The organism is Undibacterium sp. Rencai35W, assembly GCF_049340185.1.
Classification (GTDB): Bacteria; Pseudomonadota; Gammaproteobacteria; order Burkholderiales; family Burkholderiaceae_D; genus Undibacterium.
In genome coordinates, this window is record NZ_JBMPPC010000008.1 from 1 (window position 1) to 25,032 (window position 25,032).

Sequence of the window (25,032 nt, forward strand, 5' to 3'; positions counted from 1 at the left end):
TACTACGCGCACTTAACTCTTCACTTCTAAAACCTGCATTAACTGCTTCACTTTCTTTTCTTGCCTTCCCCGCCTCTCGACGGGAGCCGAACTATAGCAAATCTCCCCCTACCTTGCAAGAACTTTTATGATTAAACATGATTTTGTATAAGCTTGACTGCTTGCAGGCCGTTTAAGAAGTCGGTATGTTGTCCGCTTATTTACTACTTACTGCAAAGTCACCTATGTCTTCTCAATCTGACGGCTCTACTAAAGCAATTTTTTATGCCTTAGGTGCTAACGGCGGCATCGCCATCTCAAAATTTGCCGCCGCCGCCTTTACTGGCTCTGGTGCGATGCTTGCTGAAGCGATTCATTCTCTGGCAGACTGCGTCAATCAAGTATTTTTACTCGTTGGACTAAAAGAGGCTAAGCGCCCCGTAGACGCCTCTCATCCCATGGGTTACGGTCGGGTCGTCTATTTTTGGGCAATGATGGTAGCTCTTTTACTGTTTTTTATGGGTGGCGCTTTTTCCGTCATTGAAGGTATTAAGCATCTCGAACATCCTGAGCCAATAAAAAACCCCTTAGTAGCGATTGCCGTATTAGGAATTTCAGTCCTGCTCGAAGGCTTCTCTTTATATGGCGCAATGAAGGAAATTCGCAAAATTTCTGGCGACAAGTCGTTTTTCCAATGGTTTCGCGAAACACGCCAATCAGAGCTTATGGTGGTTGCAGGGGAAGATATCGCTGCGCTTGCCGGTTTGGCGATCGCATTTTTTGCTGTCGTGCTCACAGTTATAACGGGCAATCCTTTTTGGGATGCGGCGGGCTCTATCCTAGTGGGCATTCTCTTAATGGCGGTCGCCTTCTTTGTAACAAGAGAAGTGAAGGCAATGATCACGGGTGAGTCAGCAGCGCCTGAAGTTAATGCGGCGATCAAAACCCATATAAATAATCATCCTCAGGTCGACCATGTCATCAATCTCATTACCTTGCAATGGGGTGAACAATTAATGATCGCGGTGCAAGCAAAAATGCAGCCGCAAACATCTGACCGGGCGTTGATTGATGCCATTAACGAAGTGGAAGAAAGCCTGCAAGAAGAATGGCCGCAAGCGAGGTGGTGCTTTTTTGAACCGGATATCGACTCAAGCAAAGAATAAGCGAAACCTAGTCGAAAAATTATTCCCCAGCCAACAACGACTTTCGCTAGATAAAACGCCGAGAATTACACGCTCAGCGTTTTATCCATCTGATCTGCCGAGACCAGCAGCGATTGGACTGCCCGTTCGAACAAAGGCTCTTTTTCCATAAAGCGGACGCGCCCATGATTCATCATGCGTTGGAACATACGGATGCTAACCATTGACGGCTCATCCTGTCCTTCGAGACTTAAAACCAGATTACTTAAATTCGGATTAACCCAATTTAGCCGACCTTGGCTAGGCTTTCCACCGAGATTAATTTCTAAGGCAATGCCGCTGCGCAGCCGCTCCTGAATCAGCGCTGGGGTTAATTCAACCTGGTTCTCGCGCAACAAAATATCTTTACTCTCATGCGGCAGCTCCTGGTCAAACACTTGATCCAGCATCTGTACTTTGAGATCCAGGTCTTTAATCGCCTGATCCAAGTATTTCTGATTCTTCGCCAGATCTTTATATTCGTTAGTCTCCTGCTCCGTTGCCTCGGGATTATTTACAAAATTAGTAAAATGCTCGTGAATCGCTGACAAGGTTGGTACATGCGTCAACGTCTGCGAATGCGAAGCCCTCAACACACTGGTATGCGCATCGACTAGCCAGTTCAATAATTTTTGCTGCGCGACCGGATCCCACTTAACCAGAGCCAATCCCTCTCTCAAAGTATTGAGAATAATGGGCAGCAAAGCAAATAACTGCGTTTTATCATCTTCTTTCAGTTTCGGAATAATGCTCCATAGCAAATCCGGAACCAGTAAACGGTAGCGGCGCGCGCGTTTGACGTCCTTGCGCTCAGCCTGCTCAATCGCATGTACCCAGGTATTTTCCAAAAACTCCTTCAGATAACTGTCAATCGTCAGCCCAAGCAACGCCTCGGCCAGTTGCGCTGCAGTGTGTGCAAACCGCAATGTACGGTTTTGAACTTGCTCGACAGCATCAATCGTACGTTCGATATTTTTATCACTGGCGCGCAATTCTTTAGCGATAAAAGCATCGAATTCATCCAGCATTTTTGCGAACAGAACCACACTCTCGCTGTCATCCTGCAATAGCGCCTCAACGATACGGCAAATCTCTGCAGTAATATGTACGCCCGTAGGATCAAGCTGTTTTAAGCCTAAGGAAATAGAGCCTATACGGTTTACCAGCATCCGCGCCGGATGACCTTTTTGCGTGAGTAAAGAGGTATCTCGCAAGGCCACCTTCAATACCAGAAACTGCAAACGACCTAGCTGGGCGCGAATTTCTGCCGGAACCTGATTGTCCCTGAGAATAAATTCAAACAGCATTGCCACGATGTCGATCGTCATTTGCTCATCGACATCCTTAGTCATCTCGTTTAATGCGGATCTTTGCTCCAGGATTAGATTACGTACTTCACCATGTCCGTCCAGCATCTCTGTCGTTAAAGGTGTTTGCGCTCTTTGCATACCTTGTACGGACTGAGCAAGAGGTGATCCGTTTGCAGACATGACGCCATGTGTCTGCGAATGGCCGGCCTGACCATGCTGCGATACTCCCTGACCAGTCTGGATCTGATTTGCAGAATGCGCTGGATTACCTGCAGAGGCATAATCGCCAGCCTGCCCTGCGGTATTGGCATACACGGAAGCATCCGGCTCGTGTCCTCCCGACATATGCGGCATTCCCGACATACCGTTCATACCGCTATGACGAAATCCCGCGGCAGCGGCACGATCTTCAGGTGAGGCGACATCATTGGAAAAGAATTTTCTCAATACACTGCCAACCGCCTGCCCTCCGGATAGCCAGCCAAATTTACTCTGGGACATATCCTCTGGTGAAGATTCTTGCGAGGACGGATAAGCGGCAGACTGTTGAGCGGAAGTGATGGTTGCCATTTCTGAATTGCGCCTTGAAACACCAGATGCCATGCCACGTACGGAGGCAAATAGTTGCTCCATTCTGCGCTTCGGTGTATCCGTCGACACGGCTCTTGCATCAACATTGTAGGACTTGCCGCCAATATCATAATTGGCCGCATCCATTCTTGCGCGACTATTCTGAAAAACCTGTTCTTCACTTTCTTCTGCCAAAGCTTCTTCAGGCAGCGTGTCGCCAACAACAGAGGTCGGCGATTTTTTTATCTTGAATTGTAATTGTGCGGCAAGGCCGTGTTGTGCCAGATGCGTATTCACATCCTTATAAATACCTGCGACAAAACTCGCAAAGCTGGATGCTAATTGTTCCAGCAAAACGGCGGATAACTCAGCAGTCAGACCAAAATTTTCAAGCGCAGACGCAATACAGCGCGAAAACAGATAAGGGCGAAACGGGTTTTCGCGCTCCTTGATGGTGTCTTGCTCAAATAGCAGAGCGACACGGATATTCAGGTCACGCAGCTGCTCTTCGGCCTCGCTACGGAAGCGCTTGGTAATATCATTAATGCGCAATTCATCTTCAAATGCCGACGAGTCGATTAACGACAGGCTGTCAGCGTTGGCAGCTAATGCAGATGAGGGCCGGAATGTATTGTAGGTTGTCTGGAAGCTGCGGTTTAGCAGATGCTCCATACTATGAGCCATTTGCTGAACCAGGAATTCGCCTTTGTCCTGTAGCAAGGTGCGAGCGTTCAGATAACGACTTTGCTCAGATGACGAGTAGCTCGCATCTGCCTTGCTAAATAGCTCTTCTATACTACGCGGTAACGTTTTTTCAACGGCAGCAACAAAGGCGCGCATAAATTCTGCGCGCGTCGTCGCCAGTAAACCATTTGGATCCATATTCTTCCTTGAGTCTCAGCTAGGACAGCTTGCATGGAGAACAATCCAAACTATAAACCAGATACTTATATTATGTATATGGCAATACAGACGAACAACTAATAATTTTTGTTAAATATCGTCAAGCTGCTTTCTTCTTGGCGGCCGTCGTTTTTTTAGCTGGCTTGGCAGCCACCTTTGCAGTCGCTTTGACAGGTTTCGCGACAGTCTCATCAGAAGCCGCTGCCGCTTTTGGTTTGGCAGGGGCTTTCGCTTTGCGTTCTTCAAATTCGAAGCTGACTTTGCCATCTTTACCGCGCACCAAAAATGCCTTGAACGGGCGGCGCGTGCGTTGCGAAATAAAGCCCGGCAGCAAATCGGTTTTACCCCCCTTGAGTAACTTACTCATTTGTTCAGGCAAAATCTCTTGCTGCAAAATGATACGGCCGCTACGGAAATCACATGCCTTTGGCTTGGCTACGGTTTTTTCGCATACATAGGTCAATCCCATTTCGTACACACCGCTACCGCATTTAGGACAAGGGCCCAACGAGGTGTGTTCAGTAAAATCGACCGGCTCCGCATCCTCATCGTCCTGGTTCTGGCCAAAATCAAATTCCAGCTTGAAATTATTATGCTCTTCGTCGCGCACGATCTTCAGAATCGCCGCAAAAGGTCTGCCCATTTTTGAACGGAAACCTTGCAGCGGTCCGATCTCGCGCTTACTCAGAACCTCTTCAACCTCAGCTACCTCAAATTGACGGCTGCCAGGTGTCTTACTCATCGAGAATTCGCATTTAGTGCAGGCAAAACGGCGATAATTTTCTTTGACGACGCCACCACAATTCGGGCAAGGCGTATGTAAGGTCGCATAGTCACCTGGGATGGTATCGTTATCGTATTCCTTAGCGCGCTTCACGATGATCTGTGTCATCTGAGCGATTTCGCGCATGAATTCTTCGCGACTAATTTTGCCACGCTCCATTTGCGAGAGCTTGTATTCCCACTCACCTGTCAATTCGGGTGACGTCAACTCATCCACACCAAGTCCGCGTAACAGCGTCATCAACTGAAACGCCTTGGCAGTCGGCATTAACTCACGGCCTTCACGCAGCAGATATTTTTCATTGAGCAAACCCTCAATGATGGCCGCACGCGTCGCCGGTGTACCCAGGCCCTTACCGGCCATAGCTTCTCGTAAGCCTTCATCATCGACCAGCTTACCGGCGCCTTCCATTGCAGACAATAAGGTCGCTTCTGAATAGCGTGCAGGCGGTTTGGTCACCAGACCATTGGCAGTGACTTTTTCGGTTTTGACTTTCTCTCCCTTGGCGACTGCAACCAGATTACCTTTGTTTTCGGGATCATTATCGTCAAGGATTTCTTTGCCATAAATTGCCAACCAGCCAGGATTAGTCATGACCTTACCTTCGGTCTTGAACTGATGACCGGATACTTCGGTAATGCGGGTCGTGACCTGAAATTCCGCGGCAGGGAAAAATACCGACATAAAGCGGCGTGTCACCAAGTCATATAATTTTTGCTCTGGCTCAGACAAATTCTTTGGCGCCTGACCGGTCGGAATGATGGCAAAGTGATCACTGATCTTGGCGTTATCAAAAATCCGCTTATTCGGCTTGACCCAGTTGTTATTCAGAATCTGAGCAGCGAATTGATAATAATTATTATTTTCTGAGACCGTTTCCAGCGTCTGCTTCACCGTGTCCAGATAATCCTCCGGCAAATGACGGGAATCGGTACGTGGATAAGTCAGTACTTTGTGCTTTTCATACAAAGCCTGCGCCAGACCGAGGGTGTTTTTCGCGGAGAAACCAAAACGTGAGTTAGCCTCGCGCTGCAAACTCGTCAGATCAAACAAGGCTGGCGCCATTTGTGTCGCCGGTTTGGATTCTTCACTGACATTACCCTGCTTACCGCGACAAGCCGCCACAATCGATTCTGCGGCTGCTTTGCTCCACAGACGTTCGGCTTTTTTCTCGGTATCGTGTTCGTCTTTTTTAAACTGATGATCTAACCAGCGACCTTCATAAATACCGACTGCACAGACGAATTCGGCACGCACCTCCCAGAAATCGCGGGACACGAATTTTTTAATCTTTTCTTCACGCTCAACCACAATCGACAATGTTGGCGTCTGCACCCGGCCTACGGTGGTCAGGTAAAAGCCACCTTCTTTGGAGTTAAAAGCTGTCATGGCGCGGGTGCCATTGATACCAATCAGCCAGTCCGCCTCGGAGCGGCAACGGGCTGCATCGGCCAGCGGCAGCATCGATTCATCGCTGCGTAATTTAGTAAACCCCTCACGGATCGCAGCCGGTGTCATTGACTGCAACCACAGACGGCTAACCGGTTGCTTGGCCTTCGCATGCTGTGCAATCAGACGGAAAATCAGTTCCCCTTCGCGGCCCGCGTCACAGGCGTTGATAAGGGCGGTCACGTCTTTACGCTTGATCAGCTTGTTCAGCACTTTCAAGCGCGATTCTGTCTTGGCAATCGGGTTCAGCGCGAAATGCGGCGGGATCATCGGTAAATGCGTGAAGCTCCATTTGCCGCGTTTGACGTCGTACTCTTCCGGAACCGTGATTTCCAGCAAATGGCCAACCGCCGAGGACAATACATAGTCGTCAGACTCAAAGTAATCATCATGTTTAGTGAAGCCGCCCAGCGTTTTCGCTATGTCGTTGGCGACGGAAGGCTTCTCGGCAATGATGAGGGTTTTGGTCATGGTGTTATTTCTCAGTCGTTTCTGTATTGACTCTATATGGGGGCGGACTCGATCGGGGCGAATGAAGCCAAACCAAGCAAGACTTGCCTAAATCAGGACTGCGGCAGACGCACCAAGCATGTGCGTCAGCAGGTATATTAAAGGCGAATGATAAACGTGAACTACAAAAAACTGCAATGAGATGTTTTTTTAGCCACAAAACAGCGAATGGCGGTCATTTTGTCTCTAATGCAGCAAACGAGGCTCGCTTTCTTCGTCCGACAACAGGAGCTCGTCGAACATCAGCATGTCAGGTTCTTTGCCCTGACTCCACAACATCATCAGTACGATGACTTTGAGTTTATCCAGGGGAACCGGCGAATCATGAATGGCGACAGCGCGTTCAATGACAATCTCACGCTGTTGTGAATTAATCAATCCTGCCGATTCGAGAAAATGCAAAAATCCCATTGCAGGCGTGCCCAGGGCAGCAATTTCACGGGCAGCATAGACGCGGAAGCCTTTTGAGGCAAGCGCATCTTGCTCAGGCAACTTATCTAATTCATTGGTAGTGTCGGCCAGTACCGTGAGCCAATCCAGCGCCTCGGAGATTTCATCTTCTTCAAAGCCGACGGCGGAGAGTTTTTTAGCTAAAACCGCCGTATCCGGACAAGCATCTGGACGGTAATAGGTTTCGTAGAGGTATACAAGAATATCGAACATGTCGTTACTGTAGCCTCAAGGAGAATTCGAAACAAGCCCCGTTTGAACGGATTTCAGGCGGAACTTGCTTATTTAAAGATACTACATCCCAGTATTTTAACAGCACGCCGCAAACTGTGCGGCTCAAGCCTTGTTTTTACCTATACTCCCCCTGATACAAGGTATAGATGGCGAAATTATCTGTTTTCCAGAGTCGGGCATACGTGCTACTAACCGATGCGCTTTACCATTCCGCCTGGCAATTGTTCGATGTGGCCATCAAGCTCTAATGTCAATAATACACCGCTCAGCTCGGCAACATCTATCCCCACCCGCTCAACCAGATGATCAACATGAACCGGGTCATAGCCTATCGCATCCAGCAGACGCTGATCCGCGCTTGTGATTTCTGCTAAGGATGCCGATGTCATCTGCTTTGACGAGGCAGCGACCGGGCGCATCAAGGGTAAAAATCGTAATTCATCCAAAATATCTTGCGCCGTATCTACCAGCTTCGCGCCCTGCTTGATCAATTGATGACACCCTTTGGCAAGCGGCGAATGAATAGAGCCGGGAATGGCGAACACATCGCGCCCCTGCTCAGCAGCCATGCGTGCTGTAATCAGCGATCCCGACTGTGCCGCAGCCTCAATCACCAGCACCCCTTTTGCCAGACCGGAAATCAGGCGATTGCGGCGCGGGAAATTAGACGCAATTGCAGGCATGCCAAGCGGGTACTCACTGACAATACAACCGCCGTCAGCAATTAAGTGGGCAAGCGCCCTGTTGCGCGCCGGATAAACAATATCAGCACCGGTACCAATCACCGCGACGGTTGAACCTGCGCCGCGCAAGGCGCCGTGATGGGCTGCCGCATCGATCCCGGCAGCCATACCGGAGCTGATCGTCAAACCGGCTTTGCTCAAAGCTTCAGAAAATTGCTCTGCGTTACGGATTCCTTGCGCAGTTGCATTTCGGCTGCCCACAACCGCGATCGTCGGCGCATCCAGCAAAGCCAGGCGGCCTTTGACATAAATCAGTACAGGAGGATCAGGAATATCGAGCAAAGCACGCGGATAATTAGCATCTATCCAGGTCAGCACCTGATTACCGGGCTGACTGCACCAGGTCTGGATTAGCTCGATACGTTGCTGCAATTGCCCCGATTCGGGCTGCAAAAGAGCTTTAGCGACTTTGGCAGAGACAACTTTGCTGAGAGCGGTAAAGTCGGCAGCAAAAATTTGTGAAGGCAGACCAAAGGCTGCCAATAGCTGACGTGCCGTTTCGGGACCGACACCGGGTGTCTGTTCTAGCCGCAACCACTCCACCCAGTCGCTGGCAAGCGCATTGTGTGGAGTCACTGACGGCCCGGCTTCAGACGGTTTATTCTGGAGAAGTCGCCAGATCGCCAACGGCAACCGTGTCCGTCACCGTCATAATCAGACCATAAGAAATATTGTCGAAAACGCGGAAAATAAACAGACTACCGTAGTGCTCATCCGGCAGACGAATCGGTTTTTTCTCGTCAGTTTTGTCCTGAATGATTTTTCCGTAACGGGATAGTTCCAGTACGGTACCGATATTCAGCCCCGCACTCGCCCCCTTGTTGATACTGACCACCTGATTCTGTCCCGCCTGACTGACGCCACCGTAAATCGAGACGATACGCGCACGTACGTCACGCTCTGGTGGATGCGGCACATAATTCTGGATCGGCGTAGGCGGAATCGGCATCAGACGGTCACCGACTGCCATTTCTTCTTTGGCACTGGCGACGATAAAACTATCCACGCCATCAGGGGTTTTCGCCGTGCGTTCCAGCTTCAATGTGCCTAAATAGACCGCTTCATAGCCAATCACGGTATTGTTTTCAGGATCCTTGAGCGGAACGCCTGGACGGAACACCTGGAATGACGTACCGCCCTTCAGGTCGCCACGCACATAGGCTTTATCGCTCTTGGCAAGAATCACGCGCCCCTCCTGGGTTGCGACAATACGTGGCGCGGTCAGCAAGGTGTCTTTTTCTATGACCAGAGGCTGCGACAAAAATGGCTCGATCAGATTCGACGGTATTGCGGTAATCGCATTTTTTCCGGTGTCTTCGGTGCGAACCTGGGGTTGCAGTCTGCCGCCATCTTTAGCCGAACCATCGGCACCCGAGCCACCGACGGCCTGCCCCAACCGCAAGCGGCCATTAACGCGGTCAAAATACACGATCTGATTTGGATAGATCCAGTGCGGATTGCGGATTTCGTCACGGTTCATGCCCCAGACTTCAGGCCAGCACCATGGATTACTCAAAAATTTGGCCGAAATATCCCACAGAGTATCGCCCTTCACCACTACATGTTTGTCCGGTGCATCCGGTAAAAATGTGCATTTACCCGCCTTGGCTGCGTTGACAGCTTCTTGCGCGAAAGCCTGGGAACTTGCCATGACTGGGAAGGCGACAGCGATAAGCAGGGCGATTGTGCTAAACTTTTTCATGAATGTTGTCCGATGCATGCTGCAGGATGATGAAGCGAATAGGCAGGCACTAACTTGCCAAAGTGAATCAAATTTTGCCTATAAATCATTGAAGTAGCAAGAAAAACCGCATCGCAACGCCCTTTCGTTGTTGTGAAAAGCCTTATGTCTATACTAAATATCCTGCGTTATCCCGATCCACGTTTGCATAAAGTGGCCAAGCCCGTCAGCGTTTTTGACGACCGAATCAAGCAACTGGCCGCCGATATGGCCGAAACCATGTACGACGCACCGGGCGTCGGCCTGGCTGCCTCACAGGTCGATGTACATGAACAACTGGTGGTCATCGACACCTCAGAAACCAATACCGAATTGCAGGTATTCATCAACCCGGAAATCATCTGGGCCAGCGAAGAAAAGAAAGTTTACGACGAAGGCTGCCTGTCCGTTCCCGGCATTTACGACGGTGTAGAACGTCCTGCCGAAGTCAAAGTCCGTGCGTTTGATGTCGATGGCAAACCATTTGAACTCCACGCGGATGGTCTGCTAGCCGTATGTATCCAGCATGAAATGGATCATCTCAAAGGCAAAGTCTTTGTTGAGTATTTATCGCCTTTAAAGCGAAATCGCATCAAAACCAAGATGATCAAAGAAGAACGCGAAGAGCATCGCAGCAAAGCGAAGGGGCGCTGATGCGCGTCATCTTCGCTGGCACGCCTGAATTTGCCGCGGTTGCGTTGCAGGCTATCCATGCTGCGGGATTCACGGTGCCGCTGGTACTGACGCAGCCCGACCGGCCAGCTGGCCGGGGCATGCAATTACACGCCTCGGCGGTCAAACAATTTGCGTTACAACACGATATTCCGGTGGCGCAGCCGACATCGTTAAAGCTCGACGGAAAATATCCTGATGTAGCACAGGAAGCACATGAGTTGCTGCGCAATACACCGCATGACGTTATGGTGGTGGCGGCGTATGGGCTGATTCTGCCGCGCTCGGTGCTGGATATACCTCGCCTAGGCTGCATTAATATTCATGGCTCTTTGCTGCCACGCTGGCGCGGTGCCGCGCCCATCCATCGCGCCATCGAAAGTGGTGATGCGCAAACCGGCATCACGATTATGCACATGGAAGAAGGACTGGACACCGGTCCGATGCTGCACATGCAGAGTGTTGAGATTGCCGCAGATGACACTACCGGCAGCCTGCATGACAAGCTGGCGCAACTCGGCGGTGAAATGATCACAGAGACTTTACGTCAGCTACAACAAGGCGCGATACCCGCGACGGTACAACCGGAGCAAGGCGTCACCTACGCAGCCAAAATCAGCAAAGAAGAAGCTGGCCTGGATTTCAATTTATCCGCAGAACAACTCGCCAGAAAAATTCGTGCCTTTAATCCCTTTCCGGGAGCACACGCCACGATCGCTGGCACAACCGTCAAACTCTGGCATGCGCAAGCCGTCGATGTCACCTCAGGAAAACCACCTGGCAGCATCATCAGCGCCAACGCACAGGAGGGTGTCCTTGTCGCCTGCGGTGCTCAGAGCCTGCGTCTGACAGAGTTACAAAAGCCGGGAGGCAAACGACTGCCTGCCAGCGAATTCCTCAAGGGCTTCCCAATCGAGTCCAGTCAAAGTTTTAGCTAAAGGCTGTTACCTATGGCAATGGTGAATATACTCCCTATAAGTATATTCACTATCCCTAGATGAAATTTGCGGATTAAGGCATGTTTTATAACATACTCCCCCTATTACGCCTCAATATCACTATTCAATAGTAGCGTTCACAGTACATAAAGCAATCAACGTACATGAATCCACTGCCCTGATCATCGGCCAGCATTCCGCTCCCCTCGCAACAAATCCCGCGTACCAAGTAGTTCTACTGTATTGTCTTTGCCAGTTGCCAAATATAGTATCGAAAAGCACAAAACAAGCTAAGGAAATTCTGCGTCGCCTGATATTTTTAGTTGTTAGCAGAATAATCTTAAAGATAAGAGCAACAGGAGACCGGGGACACTCATCATCCCCCATAGACGCACAGCGATTAGCTTGCTGCGTCCCTCTGCAACGCATGAGCGCGGAGTCTCTATGTCGCCATCGACGGTGATCAATACAAAACAATAAAAATCATTACAACGGCTAACTACAGTTAATTAGAGCTGATTACAACTGATACCCAGACAGGAGACTTCATGAAACGTTTTGCCCTCAGCACGATTGCCTTGCTCACCTTGAGCACCTGCGGCCTCAATGCCTACGCCAAAGATATCAAAATTGCCCACGTCTACGACAAGACCGGGCCGCTTGAAGCCTATGCCAAGCAAACCCAGATCGGTCTGATGATGGGTCTGGATTACGCCACCAAAGGCACCATGATGGTCAATGGCAACAAGATCCTTGTGATTGAAAAAGACAGCCAGGGCAAACCCGACATGGGCAAATCATTACTCGCACAGGCTTACGGTGATGACAAAGTCGATCTGGCCATTGGTCCCACCTCGTCAGGTGTCGCTCTGGCGATGCTGCCTGTTGCAGAGGAATACAAAAAACTGCTGATCGTGGAACCTGCCGTAGCCGACTCGATCACCGGTGACAAATGGAACCGCTATATTTTTCGCACTGGTCGCAACTCATCCCAGGATGCGATTTCCAACGCCGTCGCGCTCGATAAACCGGGCATCGTGATTGCCACTCTGGCACAAGACTATGCATTCGGCCGCGACGGCGTAAAAGCATTTAAGCAATCGCTGTCGGGCAAAGGTGCCAAACTAATCCATGAAGAATATCTGCCGACCTCCACCACCGATTTCACCGCCGGTGCGCAGCGCTTGATCGACAAACTCAAAGACCAGCCAGGTCGCAAAGTCATTTTTGTACTGTGGGCAGGCGCAGGCAATCCATTCAAAATCGCCGATCTGGACCTAAAGCGTTACGGCATCGAGATCGCCACTGGCGGCAATATCCTGCCGGCGATGACAGCCTACAAACAATTCCCCGGTATGGAAGGCGCGACGTATTACTACTTCGGTATTCCCAAAAATCCGGTCAACGAATGGCTGGTGGCCAACCACTACAAACAGTACAAAACACCACCTGATTTTTTTACAGCAGGCGGTATGACAGCAGGGATTGCCGTAGTCGAGGCGCTGACCAGAGCAGGCAAAGATACCAGTACAGAAAATCTGATCAAGACGATGGAAGGTATGGAGTTTCAGACGCCAAAAGGCAAAATGATCTTCCGCAAAGAAGATCACCAGGCGCTGCAATCCATGTATCACTTCAAGATCAAAGTCGATCCCGCATTTGCCTGGGGTGTACCGGAACTGGTACGCGAACTGAAGATCGAAGAGATGGCGGTTCCGGTAAAAAACAAACGCTAATACAAACGTTAATACCAACATTAATAAACACGTTAATAGTAACGTTAAAGCAACAGCGAACCGCGTAACCGTATCAGCGCTGACGGATGGTCATCAATCAATATCAGCAGTCAGCGCATACGAACTACGTCTGTTTTCACCGGATACAGACTCCAAATATGTATCAGTCAACGGCTGACTTACATACCTGCATGAACGCTGCGGTATTCCATCAAAGGTCTCCATGAGCATTTCACTAGAAACCCGTGCGCTGACAGTCAATTTCGGCGGACATATCGCGGTTGATCGGGTGTCCTGTACATTTTCACCGGGCACACTGACGGCAATCGTCGGCCCTAATGGTGCAGGCAAAACCACTTATTTCAATCTGATCTCAGGTCAGTTACCGGTCACCAGCGGTCAGGTCCTGTTGCACGGTCAGGACATCAGTAATACTAATGCCGCTACGCGAGCTCAACATGGCTTGGGACGCGCCTTTCAATTAACGAATTTATTTCCTCGGTTAACGGTTATGGAAAACGTCAGGCTGGCGATACAGGCACGCGTGCAAAGCCGGGAAAAGCGTGGCCTGCAACTGCTCTCAACCTGGTTCTCTCATGCAAACTGGATCAATGAAGCAGACCAAATTTTGACCCGCATCGCATTGATCAAGCGGCGCGATATGCGTGCCGCTGAATTACCGCATGGCGATCAGCGCAAGCTGGAAGTCGGCCTGCTACTCGCGATGCAGCCCAGCGTATTTATGTTCGACGAACCGACCGCAGGAATGAGCCACGACGAAGCCCCGGTGATACTCGACTTAATCGCGGACATACAGCAGCAACGGGACAAAACTATCCTCTTAGTAGAACATAAAATGGATGTAGTAGAACGGCTGGCAGACCGCATCATCGTCCTGAACCAAGGACAATTAGTCGCCGACGGCAAACCTGCCGAAGTCATGCAATCGGCAGTGGTACAAGAGGCCTATCTCGGGGTTGCCGCAGAATCCGGGGAGGTCGCAGCATGAGCGATATTTTGTTGCAACTCAGCGGCGTGCACACGCATATCGGTCCGTATCACATCCTGCAAGGTGTCGACTTGTTCGTGCAGCGCGGACAGCTCACGATGCTATTGGGGCGCAACGGTGCAGGCAAGAGCACCACATTGCGCACGATCATGGGCTTGTGGCACGCCAGCGCTGGCTGCATCACGCTGGATCAGACGGCAATCACCCACATGAGCACAGCGGACATCGCGGTACAGGGCATCGCCTATGTGCCAGAGAACATGGGCATATTCAGTGATCTCAGCGTACGAGAAAACATGTTACTGGCAGCACGGTCGGGATCAATCGATCAGCGGCGCCTGGACTGGATTTTTTCATTGTTCCCGGCACTTCAGCAATTCTGGCAAAAACCGGCAGGCAAGCTCTCCGGTGGTCAAAAACAAATGGTCGCCATCAGCCGCGCCATCATCGAAAAACGCCGTCTCTACATGTTCGACGAACCATCAAAAGGACTGGCGCCTGTCATGGTCAATAGCATGATCAGCGCTTTACGTGAACTCAAAAAAGAAGGCGCAAGCATTTTACTGGTCGAACAAAATCTCGCGGTAGCACAAGCGCTCGGCGATCAGGTTGCGGTCATGGATTCCGGCAAAATCCTGCATCACGGTAGTATGCAGGCGCTGACCGGCAACCCGGAACTACAACAGCAATTACTGGGCTTGAACCTGGGATCTGCAACGGGAGCACACGCATGAAACTGATGACGAAAAATTTGCCCAAATTACTAATCCCCGCCGTCATGCTCGGCTCACTAGTCTTACTTCCCAGTCTGCCGACCTGGATCACCTTGACTGTCGCTGGTCTGGCGATGGGCATGATGATTTTTATCATGGCAAGCGGTTTGACGCTGGTATTTGGTCTGATGGATGTCATGAACTTTGGTCATGGCGTATTTATCGCGATCGGCGCCTTCGTTGCTACCAGCGTGATGTTGCCGCTGGCGGGCTGGATGCAGGCCGATAATGTAGCGCTCAACTTGCTGGCAATTGGCATGGCAATGGCTGCCGCAGCAATCGTTGCTGGCTTGCTCGGCTGGGGTTTTGAGCGTGTGATTATCCGCCCTGTGTATGGCATGCATCTGACACAGATCCTGATCACAACCGGCGGCCTGATCATTGCGGAACAATTGATTCATGTGATCTGGGGACCGGAGCAAATCCCGCTGACACGTCCAGCGAGCTTACGTGGCTCCTGGATTTTTGGCGATGTCGCGATTGAAAAATTTCGCGTGATCGCCGTTGTACTTGGCCTGCTGATTTTTATTGCCATGTGGCTGATACTCAACCGTACCAAACTCGGTTTATTGGTACGCGCCGGTGTAGAAAATCCAGAGATGGTCGAAACGCTGGGCTACAAAATACGCCGCCTGTTTGTCGGTGTGTTTGTCGCCGGTTCGGCACTGGCAGGTGTCGGCGGCGTGCTGTGGGGCCTGTATCAGGAAACGGTCACCGCCACAATGGGGGCGCAGCTCATGGTCTTAATCTTCATCGTGATCATTATTGGTGGCCTAGGCTCGGTTGGCGGCTGCTTTGCGGGTGCCTTGCTGGTCGGATTGCTGGCAAACTATGTCGGTTTCCTCGCACCCAAGGTGGCCTTGGGTGCGAATATCTTGCTAATGGTCTTGATCTTATTGTGGCGCCCTCAAGGCCTTTTTCCGGTGGCGTCACGATGAAATTGATTACCTCTACTCTTCTGTCCGGCGACACGCCGCGAAGCCGCGTGCTAGCGATCCTGATGCTGGCGTTGTTATTCGGATTATTGCTGACACCGGCGATTTTTCCGGGTACCAGAGCACTGAATGTCGCAGCTAAAATTTGCGTCTTTATTGTGCTCGCGAGCAGCTACGATCTCTTGCTTGGCTATACCGGGATTGTCTCGTTTGCGCATACGATGTTTTTTGGTATCGGTGTGTACGGTGTCGGGATTGCCATGTCGCGCTTCGAGGTCAGCTGGTTGGTGTTATTTGCGGGAGCTGCCAGCGCCTTAATGCTGACGCTGCTACTGGCACTGTTGCTAGGCATGTTATCGCTACGTGTGAGAACGATTTTTTTCGCCATGATGTCACTGGCACTGGCAAATTTCTTTGCGATTCTGGCCTCGCAGTTTTCGGATTTTACTGGTGGTGAAGATGGCTTGAATTTTAAATTACCCGAGCTGCTGTCACCAGGAACTCAGTTGCTTGAAAATCCGGTATTCGGTATTGATTGGACGGGTAAAACACTGAGCTATTACCTAGTTTATTTTTGTGCGCTGCTCCTGTTTTTATTTTGCCTGCGCATCGTGAACTCTCCGTTTGGCCGGGTATTACAGGCGGTACGTGAAAACGACTTCCGGGTTGCAGCGATCGGATTTAATCCGGTCAAATATCGTACTATCGGTAATTGTTTATCCGCGTTGCTGGCCTGCTGCGCGGGTATTTTATATGCGATCTGGTTGCGTTATGCCGGTCCGGATACCGCACTCAGTTTTGACATCATGATCGATATTCTCCTGATGGTCGTCATCGGCGGCATGGGATCGATGTATGGCGCGGCACTGGGTGCTGCCATTTTAGTCATCTCGCAAAATTATCTGCAAGACGGTATGAAACTCCTGCACGGGAATCTGGAGAGCGTGCCTTTCATTGCGAATTTTTTTCATCCTGATCGCTGGTTATTGTGGCTGGGCGTATTGTTTGTCTTATCAGTGTATTACCTGCCTCTGGGCATTGTGGGCAAGCTCAGAAAATCCTGATTTTTTTACCGTTTTTTTGACCGTTTTTTTGTTGCTATGTACGCCTGCATTCAACTGGCGTTAATCTTTATTAAATACCTATCTCATGACACCGATATCACGCTACCTCAGTTGTTGCGATCGCGAGCTGCACTTGATGGAATGGGGTTCAGCGGACAAACCTGCCGTGATCTTATGGCATGGACTGGCAAGAACCAGCCGCGATTTTGATGATCTGGCCATGGTACTCGCCGAAGAATATTACGTCATCGCTCCGGATACGATCGGCCGTGGCTTATCCCAATGGAGCCCTCTGCCGGCACAGGAATATTGCCTCGATTTTTACGCTCGGCTAGCAAACGACTTAGCAGACCAACTCAACATCCAGACCATGCGCTGGGTCGGTACCTCGATGGGAGGGGCGATCGGTACAGTCGCTGCAGCTGATTTATTAAAAAATCGTATTACTCATCTGGTATTGAATGACAATGGCCCACAATTGGCCGACCCGGCCATCCAGCGTATCCGCAGCTATGCGGGCTCCCCTGTAAGCTTTTCAAGCGTTACTGAATTTGAACACTATTTGCGCCAGATTTATGTACCCTATGGTTGGCTAAGCGATGTGCAATGGCGACGCATGGCAGAGAGCTCGGTGCGCCGTTTGCCTGACGGGCGAATTACGTCGCACTACGATCCGCAGATGGTCATGCAATTTACTGAACACGATAACGATTATTTGCGCTGGGACGAATACGACAGCCTCAGTTGTAAAACTCTGGTGCTGCGCGGTGAGCATTCCGATTTATTGCTAGAAGAGGTCGCACAAGCCATGACGAAGCGTGGTCCTAAGGCACAATTAATTACGGTGGCAGGCTGCGGCCATGCACCGGCTTTGAATGTCACTGAGCAGATCGAGATTGTCCGAAATTTTCTGAAATAACAGAAAATAATCCAATCAAAAAAATGCTCATCCCTCAGAGTTGTGGGGCGACGATCTGTTGCTAGCCACATTACCAAATAAATCCTGCTGTGCGGCACGGCTAATTGCCAGCACAGCGGGATGCGTCAGCTTTCTCTGAACCGAGATCGCATAAAACTGTTCTTCAATATCATCCGTCTGTCCAACTTGGATCAGGTCATACTGACGCATCACCATATCGGCAATCGCTGAAGGCGCAGCAAAAAATCCCGCTCCAGCCTGACCAAAAGCACTCATCAAGGCGCTATCGTCAAACTCACCCGCAATTCTCGGATGCAATTGCTGCGCGTCCAGCCAATGTAAGAGCTTGGAGCGTAAGGCAGCGTCCTCACCAGGCAAGAGCAGAGGTGCCGCCTCCAGACAAGCAGGAAAAGCGGCTGGATATTGCTGCCGTAAGGCGGCCGTGGCAAAAAAACTGATGCCGCACTGACCGAGCAAATGATTAAAACCGCGCACGTTCACTGTGGGCGGCATTGGACTATCAGACATGACAACGTCAATCTTGTGCATAGCCAGGTCTGCAAGCAATGATTCAAGCTTTCCTTCGCGGCAATTGATGCGCAAGGTTTGCGGCAGCTTAAGCGCCGGTTCTAACAAGCGATAAGCCAGGGCTTTGGGTAAGGCATCTGAGACGCCAACCCGCAATTGCACCGTACGCTCGGTTGGCCGATGGTGCAAAACTTCTTCAAGCTCCTGTCCCAGCGAAAAAATTTCTTCGGCATAACCCAGAACCAGACGACCGGCTTCGGTCAGCTCCAGATTGCGACCATGTTTTTTAAACAGCTGTTCTCCCTGAACTTCTTCAAACAAACTAATCTGGCCGCTGATTGTTTGCGGCGTCAGATGTAACTGCTCGCTGGCCCGCGCAATGCTGCCGGCTTTGGCGACAGTCCAGAAATAATGGAGATGTTTGTAATTAAGATTACTCATCAGAAAGGAAGTAGCTGGTAGCTATTTAGGGTAAAAATTTACCAAGACAGCAAACACATCGAATAAATCGAATAATTTATCAATTATATTCGACTTTTATTGTAGATTAACGCGAACTACACTGTTGCTACCTTCTGTTGGGAAGGTGAAGGTCTGATCGCTCTCTTTCAGATCATCAACATTTCAGGAGAAAAGCATGAAAATTCTAGATCGTTCCGCCTTGCGCAATGCGCAGACTGTCGATTACATCGACTCCAGCGCCGGTGCTGGCAATAAAGTATTGCGCAATACCTATATGTTATTGTCGATGACGCTGTTATTCAGCGCCCTGACCGCGGCGGCAAGTGTTGCCTTTGCGCTGCCGGGCCCAGGCATCATCATCACACTGGTCGGTTATTTTGGCTTGCTGTTTCTGACAACAAAATTCCGCAACAGCGGTCTCGGTCTGTTGTTCGTGTTTGCGCTGACTGGTTTCATGGGACTGACCATCGGGCCAGTCATCAGCCGCTATCTAGGTATGCCAGGCGGTAGCGCAATCGTCATGGGGGCAATGGGCTTGACTGGTTTGATCTTCCTGGGCTTGTCGGCGTATGTCTTGGTTAGCAAACGGGATTTCAGCTTTATGGGCGGCTTCCTGATGATCGGTATGCTAGTCGCTTTTGTCGCTAGTCTGGGTGCGATTTTCTTTCAGATCCCGGCACTCTCACTGACGATTTCGGCGGTAATGGTGTTGCTGATGTCCGGTATGATTTTGTTTGAAACCAGCAATATCATCCGTGGCGGAGAAACTAACTACATCATGGCAACCGTGAGTCTGTACATCACTATCTTTAACTTGTTCATGAGCCTGTTGCAATTACTAGGCTTCATCAACGAAGAATAAATCTAGCTAATTCATCAGTCGCCCAATTCCGCACCACTGCAGCATCCGGTGCGGAATTGCCATTGATTAGCAAAACAAGTCAAAGCGACACAACCACATAAATTTTCTTGCCGATAGAAGAACGCCCAAAGCAATCCAGCAATCTGATTACTGTAGACAGCTCTTTCGAATTTGATCTCAGGTTTTTATAAAAATAATAGGATTTACTATGTTACACAGCGTTGCCCAGCCCTGGATGTGGGGCGTATTTATTGCGTTTGTCCTTGGCATGCTTGCACTCGACGTGTTCGCCCTGGGCGGTTCACGCTCACATAAAGTCAGCATCAAAGAAGCCGCAATCTGGTCCTTGGTCTGGGTCAGTCTGGCCTTGCTGTTTGACTTGGGCCTCTGGATGTATCTGAGTGACACCGTAGGCCGCACCATCGCCGATGCCAAAGCGATGGAATTCCTGGCAGGCTATGTGATCGAAAAATCGCTGTCGGTCGACAATGTATTTGTCTTTTTAATGATCTTCGGTCACTTCTCGGTACCGTTGCAGTACCAGCGTAAAGTCTTGCTCTACGGCGTGCTCGGCGCCATCATCTTGCGTATTGCGATGATATTGGCAGGCACCTGGGTAGTGACGCAATTTGCCTGGGTTTTATACCTGTTCGGAATTTTTCTGCTGATCACTGGCTTTCGTATGTTGGTTGCTGTCGACAAGGAACCCAATCTCGATGCGAATCCGATATTACGCTTTGCAAAAAAATGGCTGCCCTTTAGCAAAGAATTACACGGTGAAAAATTTAGCTTCATTGAACAAGGCAAACGCGTCTACACGCCACTGTTATTGGTATTAATCCTGATCGAAATTTCCGACGTCATCTTTGCAGTGGATTCGATTCCGGCGATTTTTGCAGTGACAACCGATCCGTTTATTGTATTTACCTCCAACATCTTTGCCATCATGGGCTTGCGCGCGCTGTACTTCCTGTTGGCTGACATGGCAAACCGGTTTCATTTACTCAAATTCGGCCTCGCCTTTGTCCTGATGTTCGTCGGCATCAAGATGCTCATCGTCAAATGGATGCATATCCCGACCGCCATTTCACTGACCGTCATTGCCAGCATTCTAATTAGCTCCATCGTTGCCAGCCTGATTGCAACACGTAAAAAGAAATAAGTTTTACCCGGCAGTTCCCTTTTGGGCATGTTATCGATGTTGATGACATGCCCTTTTTTATTGGTTTTTCGATATTTATTTAATATGATGAAACCGAGCCGTAGCGGTGAATATCTCTACAAAAATTATCCGCCGGACATGATCATCGCCTCAGACCGGATGACGTTAGCTACCCGGCGCGGCGGAAACGGGTGGCTAACTGGTATAATCCACGCTCAACAGCGCCGATTTGAGATTCAGATTGCGGGCGCGTAATAAGTGCTGCTAAAAGGACGTCGCCCGATCCGCCAGCATGCATGAGCCGATCGGGTTTTTCGTTTTTGCGAGTAATCATCATGACCAAGACCCCTGCCGTTTCCGCCACCGAAACCCGTCTCCGCGAGCTGTTGCAAGAACGCATCCTGATTCTCGATGGCGCGATGGGCACCATGATCCAGCGCTATAAGCTGACTGAAGAAGATTATCGCGGTGAGCGCTTCAAAGACTTCACAGGTCCAGAGGGTGTGCGTGAACTTTTCGTCAAAGGTAATAACGAATTACTGTCCCTGACGCAACCGCATGTGATTCAAGAAATCCACGAGCAATATCTGGCCGCTGGTGCCGATCTGATCGAAACAAACACCTTCGGTGCTACCACTGTTGCGCAGGATGATTACCACATGGCGCATCTGGCGTATGAGATGAATGTCGCCTCCGCCAGAATTGCCCGTGCTGCTTGTGATAAATACTCAAGCGCTGATAAACCGCGTTATGTCGCAGGCGCACTCGGCCCTACGCCAAAGACAGCATCGATTTCCCCTGACGTAAATGATCCTGCTGCACGTAATGTGACTTTTGACCAGCTGGTCGCCGCTTATCACGAGCAAGTACGCGGTCTGGTCGAAGGCGGTGCTGACGTCCTGCTAGTTGAAACGATTTTTGATACGCTCAATTGCAAAGCTGCGCTGTTCGCGATTGATCAGTATTTTGAAGAAACCCAGACCCGCTTACCGATCATGATTTCCGGTACGGTGACGGACGCGTCCGGACGTATCCTGTCCGGTCAGACGGTACCGGCTTTCTGGAACTCTGTTCGTCATGCCAAGCCACTGACCATCGGCCTCAACTGTGCTCTCGGTGCTGCGTTAATGCGTCCGTATGCGGAAGAACTATCCAAGATTGCGGATACCTTCGTCTGTATTTATCCGAATGCCGGTTTGCCGAATCCGATGAGCGATACCGGCTTTGATGAATTACCGGCAGATACTTCGGCACTCCTCAAAGAATTTGCCGAAGCGGGTTTTATCAATATTGCCGGAGGCTGTTGCGGTACTACGCCACCGCACATCAAGGCGATTGCGGACATCCTGCAAACCCAGACACCACGCGCGATTCCAGCAATAGCACCGGCCATGCGCTTGTCTGGACTGGAACCATTTACGATTGACGACGAGTCCTTATTCGTGAACGTCGGTGAGCGTACCAACGTCACCGGTTCCAAAGCCTTTGCCCGCCTGATCCTGAATGAGCAATACGACGAAGCTCTAGCAGTAGCGCGTCAACAGGTCGAAAACGGTGCCCAGGTCATCGACATCAACATGGATGAAGCGATGCTGGATTCACTGGCCGCAATGACGCGCTTCCTGAATCTGATCGCGTCTGAACCTGATATTGCCCGCGTGCCCATCATGATTGACTCCTCCAAATGGAGTGTCATCGAAGCTGGCCTGAAATGCGTGCAAGGCAAGGCCATCGTCAACTCGATTTCGATGAAAGAAGGCGAAGAACAGTTCCTGCATCATGCAAGACTGTGTAAACGTTATGGCGCTGCCGTGATTGTCATGGCCTTCGACGAAAAGGGTCAGGCCGATACGTACGAACGTAAAATCGAAATCTGCAAACGTGCCTATGATTTATTAGTGAACGAATGCGCGTTCGATCCTTATGACATCATCTTCGACCCGAATATTTTCGCGGTCGCCACTGGTATCGAAGAACACAATAATTACGCGGTCGACTTTATTGAAGCGACACGCTGGATCCATCAAAACTTGCCTGGCGCAAAAATCAGCGGCGGCGTATCGAACGTGAGCTTCTCCTTCCGCGGCAATGATCCTGCACGTGAAGCGATTCATACGGTATTTCTTTACCATGCGATTCAGGCTGGTATGACCATGGGTATCGTCAACGCTGGTATGGTCGGCGTGTACAGCGAACTCAATGCTGAATTGCGTGAACGTGTCGAAGACGTTGTTCTCAATCGTCGAGAAGACGCGACCGAGCGCATGATCGAATTCGCAGCGACACTCAAAGCCGGTGGCAAGCGCGAAGAAGCGACGCTGGAATGGCGCAATGAATCGGTAGAAAAACGCCTTTCGCATGCGATGGTGCACGGCATCACCAACTGGATTGTCGAAGATACCGAAGAAGCACGCCTGAATGTGTTGAACAGCGGCGGTCGCCCTATCCATGTGATCGAAGGCCCGCTGATGGCAGGGATGAATATCGTCGGTGACTTGTTTGGTCAGGGTAAAATGTTTTTACCGCAGGTCGTCAAATCCGCCCGCGTCATGAAGCAAGCCGTTGCGCATCTGGTGCCCTATATCGAAGAAGAAAAACGTCTCAGCGGTGACAACAAACCCAAAGGTAAAATCGTCATCGCCACCGTCAAAGGCGACGTACATGACATTGGCAAAAACATCGTCACCGTAGTTTTGCAATGTAATAATTTCGAAGTCGTCAACATGGGCGTGATGGTGCCCTGCTCTGAAATTTTAGCCAAAGCTAAAGCCGAGAATGCCGACATCATCGGCCTCTCTGGCTTGATTACACCGTCGCTCGAAGAGATGGCCTATGTCGCCAAAGAGATGCAGCGCGATCCGCATTTCCGCATGCTAAAAATCCCGCTCCTGATTGGTGGCGCAACCACCAGCCGCGCGCATACCGCCGTCAAGATCGCACCGAATTACGAAGGGCCAGTCGTCTATGTTGCCGACGCCTCACGCTCGGTATCGGTCGCCCAATCACTGCTGACACCAGAAAGTCGCGAACAATACATCGACGAACTTGCGACCGACTACGACCGCATCCGTACCCAGCACGCCAATAAAAAAGCCGTGCCTATGGTCACACTGGCTCAAGCACGCGCTAACAAAATGCGTGTCGACTTCAGCGGAAAAAATACGCCAGTCAAACCCAAGTTCATCGGCCGTCGCCTTTTTAAAAACGTCGATCTGGCAACCATCGCCCACTACATCGACTGGGGCCCGTTCTTCCAGACCTGGGATCTGGCTGGACCTTTTCCCGCGATTTTGACTGATGAAGTTGTAGGCGAAGCAGCGAGCAAAGTATTTGAAGAAGGTCAGGCGATGCTGAAAAAAATCATCGAAGGCCGCTGGCTGACCGCGAACGGCGTGGTGTCTCTGTTACCAGCGAATACCGTCAATGATGACGACATCGAAATCTACACTGACGATACCCGCAGTGAAGTCGCACTCACCTACTACGGCACACGTCAGCAAACCGAGAAACCTGTCATCGACGGCGTGCAAAGACCAAACCAATGTCTGAGCGACTTCATCGCACCGAAAGACAGCGGCATCGCCGATTACATAGGCATGTTCGCCGTCACCGCAGGCCTGGGAATAGAGAAGTACGAAAAACGCTTCGAAGATGCGCACGATGACTACAGCAGCATCATGCTCAAATCCCTCGCCGACCGGCTCGCAGAAGCCTTCGCCGAATACCTGCATGAACGTATCCGCAAAGATCTTTGGGGCTACGCCGCAGACGAAGCACTCAGCAACGAAGACCTGATTAAAGAATCCTACAAAGGCATACGCCCGGCACCAGGCTATCCGGCCTGCCCGGAACACACGGTAAAAACCGAGATGTTCAGACAAATGCAATGCGAAGAAATCGATATGTTCATCACCGAATCATGGGCCATGATACCGGGCGCAGCAGTGTCAGGTTTCTATTTTGCGCATCCTGAATCCAAGTATTTTAGCGTTGGTAAGATTGCCGATGATCAGGTGGTGGATATGGCTGTGCGGCGAGGGGTGGCGAAGGAAGAAGTTGAGCGGTGGTTGGCGCCTAATTTGTGATGAGAAAAAGCAGCGCCGTGCTCGAATCGTATCGCGGGTTCACCCGTTCCA

Annotated in this window: 18 protein-coding genes; 12 read left to right on the forward strand and 6 right to left on the reverse strand. The window is 50.5% G+C overall.

Annotation, left to right across the window (positions count from 1 at the left end; genetic code table 11):
* Window positions 1-185 precede the first annotated feature (185 nt).
* On the forward strand, window positions 186-1,145 hold the full coding sequence (locus ACO0K3_RS16345) for a cation diffusion facilitator family transporter (RefSeq protein WP_422986406.1): 960 nt from the start codon (window positions 186-188) through the stop codon (window positions 1,143-1,145).
* Between the two features lie 65 nt (window positions 1,146-1,210).
* On the opposite strand, the gene ACO0K3_RS16350 is transcribed toward ACO0K3_RS16345, so the two are convergent.
* The 5 genes from ACO0K3_RS16350 to ACO0K3_RS16370 form a co-directional block, all read right to left on the reverse strand.
* Window positions 1,211-3,925, reverse strand: coding sequence for a DUF1631 family protein (locus ACO0K3_RS16350; RefSeq protein WP_422986408.1), 2,715 nt, complete (start codon window positions 3,923-3,925; stop codon window positions 1,211-1,213).
* A gap of 121 nt (window positions 3,926-4,046) precedes the next feature.
* A complete protein-coding gene (locus ACO0K3_RS16355) occupies window positions 4,047-6,650 on the reverse strand; it encodes a DNA topoisomerase III (RefSeq protein WP_422986410.1) in 2,604 nt (867 codons plus the stop codon).
* Between the two features lie 225 nt (window positions 6,651-6,875).
* Window positions 6,876-7,352, reverse strand: coding sequence for a DUF494 family protein (locus ACO0K3_RS16360; protein ID WP_422955397.1), 477 nt, complete (start codon window positions 7,350-7,352; stop codon window positions 6,876-6,878).
* 209 nt (window positions 7,353-7,561) lie between these two features.
* Window positions 7,562-8,692 carry a DNA-processing protein DprA gene (gene dprA / locus ACO0K3_RS16365; protein ID WP_422986412.1) on the reverse strand — a complete coding sequence of 377 codons (1,131 nt, stop codon included), beginning with the start codon at window positions 8,690-8,692 and terminating at the stop codon, window positions 7,562-7,564.
* Between the two features lie 22 nt (window positions 8,693-8,714).
* On the reverse strand, window positions 8,715-9,818 hold the full coding sequence (locus tag ACO0K3_RS16370) for a LysM peptidoglycan-binding domain-containing protein (protein WP_422986414.1): 1,104 nt from the start codon (window positions 9,816-9,818) through the stop codon (window positions 8,715-8,717).
* Window positions 9,819-9,962: 144 nt separating this feature from the next.
* Between ACO0K3_RS16370 and def the strand changes: the two genes are divergently transcribed.
* From def to ACO0K3_RS16410, 8 genes are all read left to right on the forward strand, one after another.
* Window positions 9,963-10,490 (forward strand): peptide deformylase, encoded by a 528-nt coding sequence (def, locus tag ACO0K3_RS16375; protein WP_422986416.1) that lies wholly within the window; start codon window positions 9,963-9,965, stop codon window positions 10,488-10,490.
* On the forward strand, window positions 10,490-11,446 hold the full coding sequence (fmt, locus tag ACO0K3_RS16380; protein WP_422986418.1) for a methionyl-tRNA formyltransferase: 957 nt from the start codon (window positions 10,490-10,492) through the stop codon (window positions 11,444-11,446). Before def ends, fmt begins: the two co-directional genes overlap by 1 nt.
* A 548-nt stretch (window positions 11,447-11,994) precedes the next feature.
* The gene (locus tag ACO0K3_RS16385) at window positions 11,995-13,182 is read left to right on the forward strand and encodes a substrate-binding domain-containing protein (protein WP_422986420.1); all 1,188 of its coding nucleotides are present in this window, start codon (window positions 11,995-11,997) and stop codon (window positions 13,180-13,182) included.
* A 223-nt stretch (window positions 13,183-13,405) separates the two neighbouring features.
* Window positions 13,406-14,191 (forward strand): ABC transporter ATP-binding protein, encoded by a 786-nt coding sequence (locus ACO0K3_RS16390; RefSeq protein ID WP_422986422.1) that lies wholly within the window; start codon window positions 13,406-13,408, stop codon window positions 14,189-14,191.
* Complete coding sequence (locus tag ACO0K3_RS16395) at window positions 14,188-14,925, forward strand: ABC transporter ATP-binding protein (RefSeq protein WP_422986424.1); 738 nt, start codon at window positions 14,188-14,190, stop codon at window positions 14,923-14,925. The genes ACO0K3_RS16390 and ACO0K3_RS16395 overlap by 4 nt, the downstream gene beginning before the upstream one ends.
* Window positions 14,922-15,902, forward strand: coding sequence for a branched-chain amino acid ABC transporter permease (locus ACO0K3_RS16400; RefSeq protein ID WP_422986426.1), 981 nt, complete (start codon window positions 14,922-14,924; stop codon window positions 15,900-15,902). The genes ACO0K3_RS16395 and ACO0K3_RS16400 overlap by 4 nt, the downstream gene beginning before the upstream one ends.
* Window positions 15,899-16,963: a branched-chain amino acid ABC transporter permease gene (locus ACO0K3_RS16405; RefSeq protein WP_422986428.1), complete on the forward strand. Its 1,065-nt coding sequence runs from the start codon at window positions 15,899-15,901 to the stop codon at window positions 16,961-16,963. Before ACO0K3_RS16400 ends, ACO0K3_RS16405 begins: the two co-directional genes overlap by 4 nt.
* An 85-nt stretch (window positions 16,964-17,048) precedes the next feature.
* Complete coding sequence (locus tag ACO0K3_RS16410; protein WP_422986430.1) at window positions 17,049-17,882, forward strand: alpha/beta fold hydrolase; 834 nt, start codon at window positions 17,049-17,051, stop codon at window positions 17,880-17,882.
* 27 nt (window positions 17,883-17,909) lie between these two features.
* Here the strand turns inward: ACO0K3_RS16410 and nhaR are convergent, their stop codons facing one another.
* Window positions 17,910-18,851 (reverse strand): transcriptional activator NhaR, encoded by a 942-nt coding sequence (gene nhaR / locus ACO0K3_RS16415; RefSeq protein ID WP_422986432.1) that lies wholly within the window; start codon window positions 18,849-18,851, stop codon window positions 17,910-17,912.
* 196 nt (window positions 18,852-19,047) lie between these two features.
* Here nhaR and ACO0K3_RS16420 point away from each other — a divergent pair, with 196 nt between their 5' ends.
* The 3 genes from ACO0K3_RS16420 (at window position 19,048) to metH (ending at window position 24,981) form a co-directional block, all read left to right on the forward strand.
* Window positions 19,048-19,734: a Bax inhibitor-1/YccA family protein gene (locus ACO0K3_RS16420; protein WP_422986434.1), complete on the forward strand. Its 687-nt coding sequence runs from the start codon at window positions 19,048-19,050 to the stop codon at window positions 19,732-19,734.
* Window positions 19,735-19,942: 208 nt separating this feature from the next.
* Window positions 19,943-20,896: a TerC family protein gene (locus tag ACO0K3_RS16425; RefSeq protein WP_422986436.1), complete on the forward strand. Its 954-nt coding sequence runs from the start codon at window positions 19,943-19,945 to the stop codon at window positions 20,894-20,896.
* 335 nt (window positions 20,897-21,231) lie between these two features.
* On the forward strand, window positions 21,232-24,981 hold the full coding sequence (gene metH, locus ACO0K3_RS16430; protein ID WP_422986438.1) for a methionine synthase: 3,750 nt from the start codon (window positions 21,232-21,234) through the stop codon (window positions 24,979-24,981).
* Window positions 24,982-25,032 lie beyond the last annotated feature (51 nt).

Coding starts and splice junctions, on each gene's coding strand:
- ACO0K3_RS16345 (WP_422986406.1), top strand. CDS start 186: ATGTTGTCCGCTTATTTACTACTTACTGCAAAGTCACCTATGTCTTCT.
- ACO0K3_RS16350 (WP_422986408.1), bottom strand. CDS start 3,925: ATGGATCCAAATGGTTTACTGGCGACGACGCGCGCAGAATTTATGCGC.
- ACO0K3_RS16355 (WP_422986410.1), bottom strand. CDS start 6,650: ATGACCAAAACCCTCATCATTGCCGAGAAGCCTTCCGTCGCCAACGAC.
- ACO0K3_RS16360 (WP_422955397.1), bottom strand. CDS start 7,352: ATGTTCGATATTCTTGTATACCTCTACGAAACCTATTACCGTCCAGAT.
- ACO0K3_RS16370 (WP_422986414.1), bottom strand. CDS start 9,818: ATGAAAAAGTTTAGCACAATCGCCCTGCTTATCGCTGTCGCCTTCCCA.
- def (WP_422986416.1), top strand. CDS start 9,963: ATGTCTATACTAAATATCCTGCGTTATCCCGATCCACGTTTGCATAAA.
- fmt (WP_422986418.1), top strand. CDS start 10,490: ATGCGCGTCATCTTCGCTGGCACGCCTGAATTTGCCGCGGTTGCGTTG.
- ACO0K3_RS16385 (WP_422986420.1), top strand. CDS start 11,995: ATGAAACGTTTTGCCCTCAGCACGATTGCCTTGCTCACCTTGAGCACC.
- ACO0K3_RS16390 (WP_422986422.1), top strand. CDS start 13,406: ATGAGCATTTCACTAGAAACCCGTGCGCTGACAGTCAATTTCGGCGGA.
- ACO0K3_RS16395 (WP_422986424.1), top strand. CDS start 14,188: ATGAGCGATATTTTGTTGCAACTCAGCGGCGTGCACACGCATATCGGT.
- ACO0K3_RS16400 (WP_422986426.1), top strand. CDS start 14,922: ATGAAACTGATGACGAAAAATTTGCCCAAATTACTAATCCCCGCCGTC.
- ACO0K3_RS16405 (WP_422986428.1), top strand. CDS start 15,899: ATGAAATTGATTACCTCTACTCTTCTGTCCGGCGACACGCCGCGAAGC.
- ACO0K3_RS16410 (WP_422986430.1), top strand. CDS start 17,049: ATGACACCGATATCACGCTACCTCAGTTGTTGCGATCGCGAGCTGCAC.
- nhaR (WP_422986432.1), bottom strand. CDS start 18,851: ATGAGTAATCTTAATTACAAACATCTCCATTATTTCTGGACTGTCGCC.
- ACO0K3_RS16420 (WP_422986434.1), top strand. CDS start 19,048: ATGAAAATTCTAGATCGTTCCGCCTTGCGCAATGCGCAGACTGTCGAT.
- ACO0K3_RS16425 (WP_422986436.1), top strand. CDS start 19,943: ATGTTACACAGCGTTGCCCAGCCCTGGATGTGGGGCGTATTTATTGCG.
- metH (WP_422986438.1), top strand. CDS start 21,232: ATGACCAAGACCCCTGCCGTTTCCGCCACCGAAACCCGTCTCCGCGAG.